The following is a 13,556-nucleotide window of genomic DNA, read 5'->3' as shown; positions in this document are numbered from 1 at the left end:
AAAGACCGAGTTAAGGCTCTAGCCTTCAGAAGGTTGAGGGTTCGAATCCCTTCGGGCACAAGATTGTGATGAGCGCGGCTCACCCATCTCGCGCGGGTGTCCTGCCGAGAGTTACTCTTACCGTTGCCGGGTTGTTTCAGGTCTGCTCAATTCTGGGCGCTCAGTGTAGTTCCCGCCTACCGGCAATTCACGTTTAGGCTCGCCGTCGGTGGCCCCTCTTTCTGAACACCGCGACGGGGCGGCGGACCGGTCGGCATGATTGCCGCCAGTAGGTTGGGAGGCGTGCACATAGATCGAGTAGATGTCGAGCGGTTCCTGGGTTTTGAGCGTTTGAGCATCGAGGTCGATGCGCAACTGCAGCTGATTGCTGGCCCGAACAATGCCGGCAAATCGTCATTGCTCCGACTTCTCGAGGCCTTCTTCTCTGACCCGTCTAAGGAGGACCTACAGCGATTGAAGCCATTGCACGAGTACTACGTCCACGGCGGCCCTCGCATGATGTCGAGCATTCAGGTGCAGTTCGCTGGCCTCACCGAGGAGGAAGCCGAGTATTTCTCCGACGCGGTGACAAACGGTGTATTCGCGATTAGGGTCTCCTGCTCGCGCGCTGGAAACATCACCTACCATGCAAGCCACACCTCAGCCCGCGCGCGCGAGTTCTATGAGCGAGTGCTCGAGTCTTTCAGTTTCGTCAAAATTCCGTCCGTGCGGGTGAGTGAGACCGGGCAGGGAGAGAACGATCAGTCGCTGGTACGTCTTTACGAGACGCTCAAAGGCGTACTGGTGCGTTCGGGAGGTTCGCGGAAGACCCAGCTTCAGAAGGACTTCGAGGAGGCTATTGCGCCGGTCGAGACGCTCGTGCATAAAGTGCTGAGCGAATCGGTGGCAGCAGTGTCTTCAGAGCTTCCCTTCCGTGAGCGCGAGCTCGGCATCAAACTGCCGGACTCTCGGCATGCCTTGCGCGGAATGCTTCAGCAGGCCGTCATTACGAGCAAGGACGAAATCGAGGTCTCTATCGCCGAACGCGGTACCGGGTTCCAATCCGCGATGGTGCTCGGGATCCTGCGGTACGTGGCCTCCCGGAGTAAACAGACCGCCGGCAAGGTTGTGTTTGTCATCGAAGAGCCCGAGGCGTTCCTCCATCCTCAGACCCAGCGCGCGATGGCGAAGATTCTCCGAGAAATCTCCGGCGACGCGCAACTCCTGGTAACGACCCACAGCCCGGTTTTGGTGGACTCGTTCTCGGTCAGCCGGATCATCAGGCTACCGCTGATTCCTGGCGGGATGACATACACTGCAAAGCGTCATAACTTCACTGAAGCTGACGAGGGTCGGCTGACGAGGTACTGCGACGCGACCAACAGCGAGCTCGTATTCGCGAACGCGGTGATTATTGTCGAGGGGTATGGCGACAAGCTCATGATCGACTTCCTACTGGAGAGGATTACCGGGGGGGCCGGCGGGCACTACGCGATGGGCATCGCGGTCATCGAAGCCTCCAGCATTGACACGATTCCTCATCTCCTCAATCTCGCGCAAATCTTCGGTGTGCGCGCCTACGTCATCACCGATAAGGACGGGGTGCACAAGGCCGGTGGCAACGGAAAGCGAAAACTTCTCGAGGCCCTTAAAACGAGAGCACCGAAGCCGACGCAGGAGGACCTGCGCCTAATCCATGAACTCGCCGACACTGAGGTGACGAACCTAACCAAGGCGCTAGCCCAGCAGAACGATCTAAATGCGCTTCTGTCGGCTTGGGATGCGTTTGTGCTTGCCTCCGATCTGGAAGGACTGCTACTCGACACTCTGGGCCAGTCAAATCTCGCTGCCCTGCTCGGCCCCGACGGGAGCAGAGACGTTGATCGGGCGACGGCTGAGAGGTACGCGCAGGGGCGTCAGGGCTACGAGGAGATGGCGTCCTGGCTAGGATCCAAGGGTTGGAACTCGACGCGCAAGACCTCAGCCAAGGCGAAGCCGCACCTGCCGTCTGCGCTGCTGCGACAGTACCTAGGCTCCAACCGACATCCGCGGGCCGCAGCTCCCCTTGAGGTCTGGCTTCGCAGCATCGTGGCTGGCCAGGAGCGATCTCCACTCTGATCGATATCATCTCTCAAGGAAAACCCACTCGAACCAGCTGAACCCGGTCGCGGTCTCCGGGCGTTTCGCGCTGAGCATCCTCGAGTTCAGCCCTCGCCCCCAAGCCGGCGCCCTAACCACCCTCTTTGCTCGCCGTGCCGTTCGAGAAGCTGCACCAATGTCACTGATTGGGCACTGAATGGCGGATCGACTCCTCGTCCGGAGGGAGTCCTGCTTCGGGCTGGTAGCAGCCGTTTCGAGTGTGACGTTGAACGAAAACCGGAGCCGTCTCATCTCATTGCTCTCTTTCGTTGCGCGCGCCGCGTTCGTCGGACCGTCCTCAAACGATTGCCGGTGCCGTTTCTCATCGACGCCCCCAATCCCTCCCCGTTTGTCACTCCGTTGTGATGCGAACCCGACCGCAGACCGAGCGCCAGCACGGCCGTGCTCGATTACATGCGGCCGGCACGGGGAATCCTTTTGGAGGCTCGGAGTGCACCAAAAGGGGTTCAAATGGCCATCATTTAGTCATCAGAATCAATTTCAGCCGACCCAAATTTACCGAGTACAATTGGAGGCAGTGAACCGCTCGGTTACCTGTAAACACAAGGGAATCCGCGAGTTTTCGGAGATTTTCGGTAAAACCCGAGTTAAGGCTAGAACCTTACAGGGGGTCACAGGTTCAAATCCTGACAGCCCACCAAAGGGCCGCTCTCGAAACCGTTCGCGAACTGGCCAAAAGAAATCGCTCCTGAGGATTCTCAGGAGCGATTTCTGGTTTCTGCGGTTGAGGTGTCCGTTCGGGGACGCGTTTCTCGAGTTGTGGGTGTAATCCGACGGTTCAGCATGGTTTCGGGCTCACCGGATTGTTCTGGATGGCGGTGTGCTGCCCTCTCAGGCGGTGTCAGCGACGCTGGTGCGCGTCTAGGTTCGACGCGGTGGTCCGCCAGTCTCGTCGGAGGATGCTTGAGGTTTCGATTTCTCGGGCGGGTGACGCCGGGCGGATAGGTGCCCGTGTAAGCATTGCGGAACTCTCGGTCGCGCCGGCGCACAATGGCGACTGCGGGTTCGCCGATGGCGTCCTTCTTCGCGTCCTCTTTGATTTTGTCGCTGGTGAAGGCGGCGATCTTGCGCAGGTTGAAGTTCGTCAAGAGCACCGTGACGATGATCTGTGCGGCGCCGAATCCGCGTACCAGACGTCGTTTCGAAGACGCGAGGTCTTCTCTTCCGCCTGCTTTGACCTGCGCGTTAAGGGACTCCATGCTGTTGCGGGCGTGAGTGTGGAACTCTTCCCTCTCTTTGGTGCGGTAGTCGAAAGCTTGTTTCTGTCGACGGTATTTGGCCGTGTCGAACGAGGCGTCGTGCGTCTCGCACGTATCTCTTCATGAAGAGAGACCTGAACGGCATTCCCCGCCAGGGTCAGATCGACTGAGGCCCCGGAGTATGGAACACAATGGGAGAGTGCTCTATCCATGAAAGGTCGCATACTGCTACCTTTCAGCCAGCATTCCTAGCCGAAGGGTTTGTCATGGCTGACGTTCGCGCTGTCCCACCCAAACTGATGGTGGTCGTTCCAGGCTTGAGGAGTTCGAACATACAGTCCGTCGTCGATAAAGTCCGAGCAACACACCCGGACTACCGGGTCGAGTTGGTACCTCATGGAATCGGGCTATTCAGTCGCACACGGACTCTGGACAAGGCATCTGCCGAACTAGCTCACCAGATCCGGGGCTTGACTGGGGAAAACACTGGAAAGTTGGCGACACAGGTTGTCCTCGTTGGACACAGCTTGGGCGGCATCCTCATTCGGAAGGCCTACCTCTACGGCCTTGGCTATGACCGCGACAGCGGTGATGAAACGCCGGATGTCTGGCCATCGACGGTCACACGAATCGTCTTGCTCGGCTCTCCCAACGCAGGGTACAGGGACGAGAACATCCCCGGCGGCCCGTTCCTTCGTGTGCTGGCTGGACTTGGGAACTTTGCTGTGGAAGCAGTTCGTTCCGGGGGCTTCTGGCTCGCGAACCTTCGGCTCAGGTGGTTGGAGGTGATGCGCAAGCTGAACAACGACGCGAACGCGAACGCGGACGCTCAGGTCCAGTCCCCGCTCGTCGTTCAGGTGTATGGCAAGGAGGACAAGGTGGTCACTCGTGCTGATATCGACGACAGCGACTACATGCCTCGTACGGTCCGGGCGGAGATTAGTACGGGCGACCACGAGCAGATCGTCGACCTGACCGATCCTGCCACTAAGCAGCTGCGGTGGGAAGAACTCGAACACGCCCTCTTCGGCCGCTTCCCGCATGCCGACGAGCACCTCGAGGTTTCAACGGATCCGGTCTACTTCATCCTGCACGGCATCCGAGCGTCCGCGTACGACGGTTGGGTCGGCGACCTCACAAAGGAACTACAGCCCGGACAGGAGCACCACCGCGATGAGGACCGGCTGCCGAAGGTCTACTCACTCAGCTACAAGTTCTTTAGCGCCATCGAGTTCGCCCTCCGGCGCAGCAGGCGAGCTAATGTCCGTCAATTTCTGGACCAGTACATGGAAGCGATACTGAGCCACGAGCCCGACGATTTCGCGTTCATTGGTCACAGCAACGGCACTTACATGATGGCATCGGTGATGCAGCAGGTACCCGCCGTCAGATTCAGGCGCATAATGCTTGCTGGGTCAGTCCTGCCGTCGGACTTCGATTGGAAGGGGCTCTTCGACAATCAGCAGATAGGGCATTATGGGGCTGACGGTCTTTGGGAGAAGGGCGACGTCCACAACGACCAGGCGCAGAGGGACTACCCCGTCGGGATCCTCGCCAACGGACTCCGTCTGCTCGGGTATCGCGACATAGGACCCGGCGGTTACCGAGGATTCGAAGGCAATTCGGCCTCAGGGGTCACCTTCCACCGAACTTCATTCCCGAGAGGTCACGGCGCGGCGTTGATGCAGCACGAACACTATCCCCCACGCATGCACGAGCTCGCTCGATTCCTCTCGACGGGGCAGGTCTGCTCTGAGCCTCACGAACCAATCGACAAGACATTTGCGTTCTGGAGCAGGAACGCGAAGGTCATCATCTTCATCGCGCTCCTCTTGATCGCTATCGTGCTCGCTGGTGCGACATGGTGGCTGAGTCTGGCAATTGGGCCGTGGGCACTCCTCGTCCTAGGAGTCGCTCTCCTGCTTGCGTACTTCGTACTGCGAACGTTCTGACCGACACGGCCGCCGCATCTACGCGGGGCAGGAGCACCTCGAATGGCCCCCCTGCCAGTCGATTTCGTGGGCAGTTCGCCAGAACCGCGAGGTCGGAGAGCTCCGTCCACCTCGACGTTCCGAAGGTAGCGCTGGGGGTCACGATGGACAAAAGACCCCCTGCCTATGCGCGGGCCTTAGCCCTTGAACGAGTGCAGCTACGGTTGCGCGCTTAGGCAGTTAGCCAGTCTGTCTGTCTCCATAGAAGGAGATCGCGGTTCCCGTGCCAGGTTAGGGGCGGGGCTTCCAGCCGTCCGGGCGGAAGGTGTCGTTTATGCCAGCCCTGAACCTTATTGATCACTTCTGCGCTTCAGCCTGGGCCGCGAGCATGGCAGGCGCCCAGTCCGAGCCGGTACCAGGCTTCCTGGGACGCCGCGTGTGACGCGGTGCCGTCGGGCCATGAGGCATAGTACGCGCCCTGGTAGCTCGTGGTCTTCGGATAGTCGGTGTCGTCGAAAAGCTCGGCGCCGGCCGGCGGGTGTCCATTGCACTTGCACTGCTGACACACGATGTCGAGGTAACGGTGCGCAGCATCTTCCGTTCGGCCGGACGGACATAGCGGCGCGTTATCGGACAACCGAACGACGTAGCCCATGGCGATACTTGCGGTTCGTAACGAGCTGAGTTAGGCGTACAGTTCGGGCCGGCGATCCGCGAACACGTGGTTGACAGGAGAGCTCTCGCGTCGTCGCGCCTCGGGAAGATCCATTTCGGCGATCGCTATTCCGGGCTTGCGCCGGCGAGCAAGCACACGTCCTTGCGTGTCGATGAGCGCGGAGCCGCTCGCGAACTCTTGGTTTCGCTCGAGACCTGTGCGGTCGCTGCACGCGACGTACACATGGTTGAGTCGTGCGGTTGCGCGCGCTACCATCACCTGCGCAGGCTGGGCTGCTGGGCCGCTGAGGTCACGTGACCAGTTGGTCGGCACCGCTATGAGGTCCGCACCGCGCATGGCGATTGAGCGCGACATCTCCGGGAACTCCAAGTCGTAGCATATGAGCACACCGACCCGACCCCATGGTGTCGCAATTATCGGCGGTGCGTCATCGCCGGGCGTGAAGAACCGCTTCTCACGGTTCCACAGATGGCTTTTTCGATAGACGCCGACAATACCATCCATGTCGATGATGGCGGCGCTGATGCAAAATGTCCCGTTTGGCATTCGCTCCGCGAATCCGGCGATCACGATGCCCGGCCTATCGCCGAGAGCCTCGGACAATGCTGAGAACACCGCATGGTCCAGTGTAATCGCGAGGGTGTCGACCTCATCCTTAGAATCGAACATATAGCCGCTGAGGCATAGCTCCGGGAGCACGACGATGTCTGCGCCCCGCCCTCGGGCGCGTCGGATGAGATCAGTCGCGCGCCTGGCATTTGCGTTTAGATCGCCGAAGACGGGATCGAATGTGGCGACGGCAACGCGAGCGCTCATGTGTTGGCCCCAACTGAGGCTTCCGCGGAGCGCAAGCGAACTTCGAGGCGGCGTGCTGCGGCAACCACCTCCTCCACAGCGTGATCGGTGCGATTGGCGAGTCGGAACGTCGGGCCGGAGACGCCGAGAGCAGCGATAACGCTGCCATGGTGGTCGTGGATCGGGGCTGCGATGGCGAGTAGACCTGTTTCGAACTCGTCAACGACGACGCAATAGCCCTGTGCCTTTACTCGGGCGATTTCCTCGCAGAGCGAGTCGATGGACTGTACCCCCCCGGGACGAGCGCTTTGGATCGGCCGGTCGGCAAAGAGGGCACGAATGTCGCCGGCACTCATGTCGCTGAGCAGCACGCGGCCGACTGCCGTTAGGTCGAGCGTCCAGTGCTGCGAGGTGGCTTGGATCGAATGGTTCGCCTCTCGCTGGGCAACCGTGACCGCCTCAATTCCTGACCGGACGGACACGTAGACGGATTCGTCGAGGACTGCCAGCAACTGCTCTAGAACCAAACTCGCACTGGCGACCAGGTGCTGCTCACCTGCGGATTGTGCCATTTGGAAGATCCTCCAACCCAGGCGAAACGCGCGCGTACGCGGATCTCGGTCGACGAGACCGTATTCGGCCAGAATCTTCAGCGTTCGCGATGCCTGGCTCTTATCGACAGCGAGGCTATCTGCGACCTGTGTCACACCCACTCCTGCCTCTCCCCGGTTCTGAGCACTTTCGATGATGCGCAGAGCATCGAGGGCGCGCCGCACCCCGGTGTCGCGTGCGGCTATTTCGATGCCTTTCGGCGTAGTTGTCATATTTGCAACTCTAGTTTCTATATTGCCAAATTGCTAGGTCATCACTTAGCATAACGAACGTTGGCAAGTAGCCCGGATGGACGAGCGGTCGGCGAAAGAAAACAAACATCGAACTTCGAAGGAGAAGTAGTCAATGGCACACAGCATTTGGCGAAGGGCCTCGGCCGTAGCTCTCATAGCAGGCTTGGGATTAACCATGGCGGGATGTTCGGGCGGCGCGTCCGCACACGGCGACGACGTCGTACTGAAGTTCCTCAACTACGGTGACTGGGTTGGCGCGACGGAAATCGCTGACTTCGAAGCCGCACACCCGGGCATCAAGGTGAAGCAGATGGCGCTGCCGGAGGGCGGATCCTCTGCGCTTGCCGCGCAGCTCGCTAACAACAAGGGCGCATATGACCTGGTCGCCGTAGGCAACGCCACTGCAGGCCGCCTCCAAGCAGCCAATGTTCTAAGCAAGTTCGACCCGGCGTCCGTCCCAAACCTCGCGAATATCCCCGACGAGTACCGGGAGCAGTTCCCCTGGGGCGTACCCACGGACCTTGGCAAGGTCGGGATCCTCTACAACAAAGAGCAGATCGCCGACCCGCCGAAGAGCTGGAAGGACCTCTTCAAGAACGCGGACAAGTGGTCGGGCAAGATCTTGTTCCCGGACTACGACATCGACGTCGAGTCGATCGCGCTCCTGGCGCTCGGTCACGATATTGCCACCGAGGACAAGGGCGAGCTCGCTGAAGCGGAGGAGCTCGTCAAGAAAATCAAGCCACACCTGCTGGCGTTCGGTGGCGAGCCGGCAAAACGGCTCAGCGACAAATCAGTCGATATCGCGGTCGCCTACGATTATGCGTTTGCCTCTGCCAAAAGCGACACCATCGGCTGGATCTCACCGAGCGAGGGCACTCCCGGATACATCGAAGGCGTGGTGGTTGCTCCCGGTACAAAGCACCCGAAAGAAGCCCTCGCGTTTCTGAACTCCCGTCTCGAGCCCGAAGTGTACGGGGACTTCATCAACAACACCGGCGCATCGTTCATCATGCCTTCAGCCGAGCCACACATTAGCAAGGACATTCTCACGAACCCCGCGCTGATCCCGAACGCCGACTCACCGTTCATCACCTTGCAATTCATTTCAGCGGAGGCAACGCAGAGCCGAGCCGAGATGTGGAACAGGATCAAGGCCGACTAATGACGCGGTCGACGGTGATGCGGTCTTCGACGAGCAAACGCGGCATGCGATCTGAAGATGGTGCCTCGAAGCAAGGGGCAGGCCGCCAAGGGTTCATCGCTCGCTGGGGTGGGTGGCTACTCGCCGGCCCGATGGTTATGTACGTCGCACTGTTCTTCGCAGTGCCGCTCGTGCTGCTCATCATCTACAGCGTCTCAGAATTCGACATGCTCACACTCACCACACGGCCCGGATTCACGCTCGACAACTACATCAACGTGTTCAGCCCCACCTACGTCGGCGCGATCCTACGTTCTCTGGTGATGACCCTCCTAATGATCGTGATCTGCGTGCTGCTCGGCTACCCGGTCGCACTCACCATTAGCCGGGCCCGGGGCCGGGCAAAGGGCCTTTTACTGGTCGCGATCATCGTGCCGTACTGGATCAGCTTCATCGTCCGTGTCTACGCTTGGCTCGATCTCCTTGCCCCAAGCGGCATCGTGTCGAAGAGCGCCGCGTTGTTCGGCATTATCCCGCCGGGCTCGCAGCTCGGATACTCCGACTTCGCGATTGCCATTGGCATGGTTGCCGGATACCTGCCACTGATGATCCTGCCGCTGTTCATGGCTCTCGACCGTATCGATCCCGCCATGATCGAGGCGGCCGCCGACATCGGACTGACCCGAATGAAGGCCTTCTGGAAGATCATCGTGCCGTTGTCAATGCCGGGGGCCATCGCGGGTGTTCTCCTGGTCGGGATCCCAGCCACGGGAGAATATACGATCCCCGCCGTCCTCGGTGGTGGGCGAACCCTGATGGCGGGAAACCTGCAGGCCGAAGCGTTTCTTGCAACCGGCAATTATCCGTTCGGTGCGGCTATCGCGACAGTGTTGCTGATCGTGATGCTGGTCATCCTGTTCATCTTCCGAAAGAAGCTCGATCGGCTGGGGGATATCACGTGAAGAAATTCCGGGTCTCTCTGGGCGTCATCATCACCGTGTTTGTCCTCGTGATTCTGTACTTACCCATCGGCATGGTCGTTGCCAACGCATTCAACGCGAACGTGAGCCTCATCGGCTGGACCGGGCCCACTTTCCACTGGATCGGGGACGCGCTCGCTGATGAGAGGGTGCGACAAGCCGCAGTGATGAGTTTCGTGATCGCGGCGTTGTCAACGGTTGTGGCCGTTTCTTTGTCGCTGGGCGCTGTTATGGCGGTCTCCCGGCTTCCTAAGTCCGTTGGGGGGTTGTTGCAGACGCTGACCTACGCCCGCCTCATGGTGCCGGAAGTTGTCATAGCGGCAGGTATCCTCATTGCGCTTCGGCAGTTTGATCTGCACCCCGGTATGTGGGCGGTGGTCGCCGGCCACATCATCTTCTGTTCCGCATACGCAACCCTCGTGTTGCAGGCACGTTACGCCACCCTCACCGGCAGATTCGACGAGGCTGCCGCTGACCTGGGAGCGCCCCCCCTACGCGTCTTCCTCCGGGTATTGCTGCCGATGATGATGCCAGCGATCGTTATTTCATCGATCCTTTCGTTCACGTTCTCCTTCGACGATGTCGTGAGCACATTGTTCCTGAGTGGCGCGGATATTGAGACACTTCCAGTTCTGATCCTGAGTCTCACTCGCCAGGGATCATCGCCCGAGATCAACGCGATCGCTGTGATCGTGGTGTTCCTGTCGATAGTGCTGATGAGCCTCATGGGCCTCGCCACATTGCGACCCAAGCGCAACCATCCCGTTCCACAATCCCTCAAGGAGGGGGAACTATGACTTCTTCCGTGCTCACATCGCCCGTGGCAACGATTACGGGCTCAAGGCCCACGCTCCACAATTCGCCGGCATCCGTCCAATTGAGGAACCTCACCGCTGTCTTCGGAAGCAACCAGGTGGTCAAGGGCATTGACCTCGACATTGCTGGGGGAGAGTTCTTCTCGTTGCTCGGCCCATCCGGTTGCGGTAAGACAACGACTCTGCGGATGATTGCGGGGCTCGAACAGGCCGCCGCGGGCAGCATCCTCATTGACGGATCGCCGGTGCAGCAACTCCCCGCGCATAAGCGGCCGGTTCACACGGTCTTCCAAAACTATGCGCTCTTCCCGCACCTGACGGTCGCCGAAAACGTTGCTTTCGGCTTGAAGGAGCGCAGGGAGCCGCGCAAGGCGATTGAGGAAAGAGTCGCTGCGATGCTCGAGATCGTGGAGCTCGACGGCAAGGGTCATTTGCGTCCGCGTGAGTTGTCGGGCGGTATGCAACAGCGCGTCGCTCTGGCCAGATCGCTTGTGCTTGGTCCGCGCGTCCTGTTGCTTGACGAGCCGCTTGGCGCACTGGACTTGCGAATGCGCCGAGCGATGCAGGTATTCCTCAAGCAGGTGCAGCACCAACTTGCGATCACATTCGTGTACGTCACGCATGACCAAGAGGAGGCGTTCGCGATGTCGGATCGCGTAGGCCTCATGAACGATGGTCAGCTCGAACAGGTTGGAGCACCAACCGAGATTTACCGCCGCCCGGCGACCCGCTTCGCCGCCGGCTTCGTGGGCGAGTCGAACACCCTGACCGCGCAAGCGACCGCCGCAGAGGAGGGCCGCTACCACCTTGAGATCGACGGCGTGGGATCCGGATACGTCGCGGGCGCTCCCGGCGAATCGGGCACGGTCACAGCGATCCTACGTCCCGAGTCTGTCTCGCTCGGCGACGGCGACCGCGACGGCGACGATGACTTCGCGGTGACCGGTATGGTGCAGGATGTCGCGTTCCTTGGCGCCCGTACCTCCGTTCGCGTTGGAATCCCAGGCGACACCGTGTTGATTGCCGACTTACCAAGCCATCTCCTACCGGAAGGTATCCGAGTGGGAGCGTCGACGCGCGCGTTTTGGTCGGCGCGGGACGTGTGGGCGGTGAACCGTTGACCTACTCCATCATCGCCCGTTGTGAACGCACCGGACAGCTGGGTATAGCTGTGAGCACGTCTGACGTCGCCGTTGGGGCTCGCGTTCCTTGGATTCGCACGGGAGTCGGCGCAGTGGTCACACAGCATCGGACGGATCCACGGCTTGGTCTCAGAATGCTCGACCTCATGCATCACGGTGCGACCGCCGGTGACGCGGTGGCCGGTGCTCGCGCCTCAACACCGGATGCAGCGTGGCGCCAACTCGCAGCCATCGGTCTCAGCGGCCCCGCCGCCGTATGGACAGGCGACGAAGTCGCGCCCGACGGAGTTTCCGTCGTCGTCGGGAAAGATCACGCGGTGGTCGGGAACATCCTCGCTGGTTCGCATGTTGGCATCGCCGCGAGCGAGGCATTTGCGGAGACTGCCGCGACGCCGCTCGGCGAGCGTCTGGTGCGAGCGCTCGAGGCCGGCCTCAGTGCCGGTGGGGAACCCGATCCGCTGCGCTCCGCATCCCTGAAAGTGCATGGCGACCAAAATTTCCCACTGGTCGACCTCCGCGTCGACGACCACGCTGAACCTGTCGCCGAGCTACGTCGGTTATGGGAACTGTACGGGCCAGCCATGGACGAGTACGTGCGACGTGCGCTCATGCCTACCACGGCGCGAGGCGTCGCTCCCGGAGCGGAGGACTCGTGAGCGACGTGAGGCTGGCCGCGCGCACCGCAGCGAGCACGCTCAAACACAGCTTGGCCGATATTCTCTCGCTCACCGGCGAACTCACATCGATCGACAGCGGCTCATTCGTGCCCAAGGGTGTGGACGCCGTTAGCGAGATCGTCGAGCAACGCCTGGTCCCACTGGGCTTCGAGCCCACCTGGCGATCGATCGGGGTAGCGCGTGGACGTGCACTCGAGCTCGTGCGCAACCTTGCACACGAGGGCGTTCGTCTGCTCGTTCTCGGACACTCGGACACGGTGTGGCCGGAAGGCACCGTCGCGGAGTGGCCCGTGCTGCTCGATGGCGACCGGATTAGCGGGCCAGGTCTCGGGGATATGAAGTGTGCCATTGCGATGGCCGTGCATGCGATCGAAGCGGCGCTAGACCTCGGGATGCCGGGAGTCGCATCCATCACCATGGCGCTCGTCCCCGATGAGGAACTCGGTAGCGTCGACAGCCGCGCCTGGCTTGAGGAATTGGGCCAGCGTACCGACGTATGCCTGACTCTGGAGTCCGGACTCGAGAGGGGTGGTGTCATCACATCGCGCGGCGCGGTCGGCGCCATGATCGTTACGGGAACAGGCCGCTCCGCCCACTCGACCGAGGGAACTGGTATCAGCGCTGTGAGCGCACTCGCCCCGCTCGTGGCTGAACTGGAGGCATTGACCGACCGGGAGGCGCACGCGGTCTGCTCGGTTGGTATCCTTCGCGGCGGCACGGCTCGCCAGGTGGTTCCTGATCTGTGCGAGATACATCTGGACCTGCGTGCGCGGTCGGATGAGGCGGGCCGGCGGCTCGTCGAGGGCGTGCACGCGCTTGCCCGCGAGCGGGCGACCGCCGGTGTGGAGATCGACGTGGTCGGTGGGATCACGAGGCACGCCCTTGTCCAGCAGGGTAGTGATCCGGTTTTTTCGCTTGCGGCAGACATCGCAAGCGAACTGGGGATTGAACTCCGCCGAGTCGCCGAGATGGGTGGATCAGACGCGAGCATCGTCGGGCTGCACGCGCCACTATTCCTGGACGGACTCGGACCGATTGCGTTCGCGCAATGCAGCCGTGAGGAGTGGGTGGATCGTTCGAGTGTGCTCCCACGCACCGCTCTGCTTAGCGCACTCATCGTGTGTGCCGGTTCCCTCTCAAGAGGGCGGGGGACGCCGACATGAATCGAACCGCGCTCACGCTCCGACGAGGCGGGTGCCAATACGTGGGCGGC

The 13,556-nt window shown here is 61.0% G+C and carries 12 protein-coding genes; 9 read left to right on the top strand and 3 right to left on the bottom strand.

Annotation, left to right across the window (positions count from 1 at the left end; genetic code table 11):
* Nucleotides 1-282 precede the first annotated feature (282 nt).
* From AB4Y94_RS05245 to AB4Y94_RS05235, 3 genes are all read left to right on the top strand, one after another.
* Entirely contained in the window at nt 283-2,097 is a 1,815-nt protein-coding gene (locus tag AB4Y94_RS05245) for an ATP-dependent nuclease (protein WP_441725712.1), read from the top strand.
* A gap of 941 nt (nt 2,098-3,038) precedes the next feature.
* Nucleotides 3,039-3,464 (top strand): hypothetical protein, encoded by a 426-nt coding sequence (locus tag AB4Y94_RS05240; protein ID WP_441725709.1) that lies wholly within the window; start codon nt 3,039-3,041, stop codon nt 3,462-3,464.
* Between the two features lie 140 nt (nt 3,465-3,604).
* Nucleotides 3,605-5,290, top strand: coding sequence for an esterase/lipase family protein (locus tag AB4Y94_RS05235; RefSeq protein ID WP_441725706.1), 1,686 nt, complete (start codon nt 3,605-3,607; stop codon nt 5,288-5,290).
* Nucleotides 5,291-5,639: 349 nt separating this feature from the next.
* On the opposite strand, the gene AB4Y94_RS05230 is transcribed toward AB4Y94_RS05235, so the two are convergent.
* From AB4Y94_RS05230 to AB4Y94_RS05220, 3 genes are read right to left on the bottom strand one after another with little or no spacing between them, the layout of a single operon-like run.
* The gene (locus tag AB4Y94_RS05230) at nt 5,640-5,924 is read right to left on the bottom strand and encodes a hypothetical protein (protein WP_441725703.1); all 285 of its coding nucleotides are present in this window, start codon (nt 5,922-5,924) and stop codon (nt 5,640-5,642) included.
* Between the two features lie 30 nt (nt 5,925-5,954).
* Complete coding sequence (locus tag AB4Y94_RS05225; protein ID WP_441725700.1) at nt 5,955-6,761, bottom strand: nitrilase-related carbon-nitrogen hydrolase; 807 nt, start codon at nt 6,759-6,761, stop codon at nt 5,955-5,957.
* On the bottom strand, nt 6,758-7,564 hold the full coding sequence (locus tag AB4Y94_RS05220) for an IclR family transcriptional regulator (protein ID WP_441725698.1): 807 nt from the start codon (nt 7,562-7,564) through the stop codon (nt 6,758-6,760). The genes AB4Y94_RS05225 and AB4Y94_RS05220 overlap by 4 nt, the downstream gene beginning before the upstream one ends.
* A gap of 133 nt (nt 7,565-7,697) precedes the next feature.
* On the opposite strand from AB4Y94_RS05220, the gene AB4Y94_RS05215 reads away from it, so the two are divergent.
* Genes AB4Y94_RS05215 through AB4Y94_RS05190 form a run of 6 tightly spaced genes read left to right on the top strand, consistent with a single transcriptional unit; the run spans nt 7,698 to nt 13,506 of the window.
* Complete coding sequence (locus AB4Y94_RS05215; RefSeq protein ID WP_441725695.1) at nt 7,698-8,750, top strand: ABC transporter substrate-binding protein; 1,053 nt, start codon at nt 7,698-7,700, stop codon at nt 8,748-8,750.
* Nucleotides 8,751-8,794: 44 nt separating this feature from the next.
* Nucleotides 8,795-9,691, top strand: a complete 897-nt coding sequence (locus AB4Y94_RS05210) for an ABC transporter permease (protein ID WP_441725692.1) — start codon at nt 8,795-8,797, stop codon at nt 9,689-9,691.
* Nucleotides 9,688-10,506 carry an ABC transporter permease gene (locus AB4Y94_RS05205; RefSeq protein WP_441725689.1) on the top strand — a complete coding sequence of 273 codons (819 nt, stop codon included), beginning with the start codon at nt 9,688-9,690 and terminating at the stop codon, nt 10,504-10,506. Before AB4Y94_RS05210 ends, AB4Y94_RS05205 begins: the two co-directional genes overlap by 4 nt.
* The gene (locus tag AB4Y94_RS05200) at nt 10,503-11,645 is read left to right on the top strand and encodes an ABC transporter ATP-binding protein (protein ID WP_441725686.1); all 1,143 of its coding nucleotides are present in this window, start codon (nt 10,503-10,505) and stop codon (nt 11,643-11,645) included. Before AB4Y94_RS05205 ends, AB4Y94_RS05200 begins: the two co-directional genes overlap by 4 nt.
* Entirely contained in the window at nt 11,627-12,322 is a 696-nt protein-coding gene (locus AB4Y94_RS05195; RefSeq protein ID WP_441725684.1) for a DUF1028 domain-containing protein, read from the top strand. The genes AB4Y94_RS05200 and AB4Y94_RS05195 overlap by 19 nt, the downstream gene beginning before the upstream one ends.
* Entirely contained in the window at nt 12,319-13,506 is a 1,188-nt protein-coding gene (locus AB4Y94_RS05190; RefSeq protein WP_441725681.1) for a M20/M25/M40 family metallo-hydrolase, read from the top strand. Before AB4Y94_RS05195 ends, AB4Y94_RS05190 begins: the two co-directional genes overlap by 4 nt.
* Nucleotides 13,507-13,556: the final 50 nt, after the last annotated feature.

Source organism: Glaciibacter sp. 2TAF33 (assembly GCF_052114945.1).
Lineage (GTDB): Bacteria > Actinomycetota > Actinomycetes > Actinomycetales > Microbacteriaceae > Cryobacterium.
This window is presented reverse-complemented; position numbering and strand designations above follow the sequence as displayed.

Coding starts and splice junctions, on each gene's coding strand:
- AB4Y94_RS05235 (WP_441725706.1), top strand. CDS start 3,605: ATGGCTGACGTTCGCGCTGTCCCACCCAAACTGATGGTGGTCGTTCCA.
- AB4Y94_RS05240 (WP_441725709.1), top strand. CDS start 3,039: ATGCTTGAGGTTTCGATTTCTCGGGCGGGTGACGCCGGGCGGATAGGT.
- AB4Y94_RS05210 (WP_441725692.1), top strand. CDS start 8,795: ATGCGATCTGAAGATGGTGCCTCGAAGCAAGGGGCAGGCCGCCAAGGG.
- AB4Y94_RS05230 (WP_441725703.1), bottom strand. CDS start 5,924: ATGGGCTACGTCGTTCGGTTGTCCGATAACGCGCCGCTATGTCCGTCC.
- AB4Y94_RS05215 (WP_441725695.1), top strand. CDS start 7,698: ATGGCACACAGCATTTGGCGAAGGGCCTCGGCCGTAGCTCTCATAGCA.
- AB4Y94_RS05200 (WP_441725686.1), top strand. CDS start 10,503: ATGACTTCTTCCGTGCTCACATCGCCCGTGGCAACGATTACGGGCTCA.
- AB4Y94_RS05225 (WP_441725700.1), bottom strand. CDS start 6,761: ATGAGCGCTCGCGTTGCCGTCGCCACATTCGATCCCGTCTTCGGCGAT.
- AB4Y94_RS05220 (WP_441725698.1), bottom strand. CDS start 7,564: ATGACAACTACGCCGAAAGGCATCGAAATAGCCGCACGCGACACCGGG.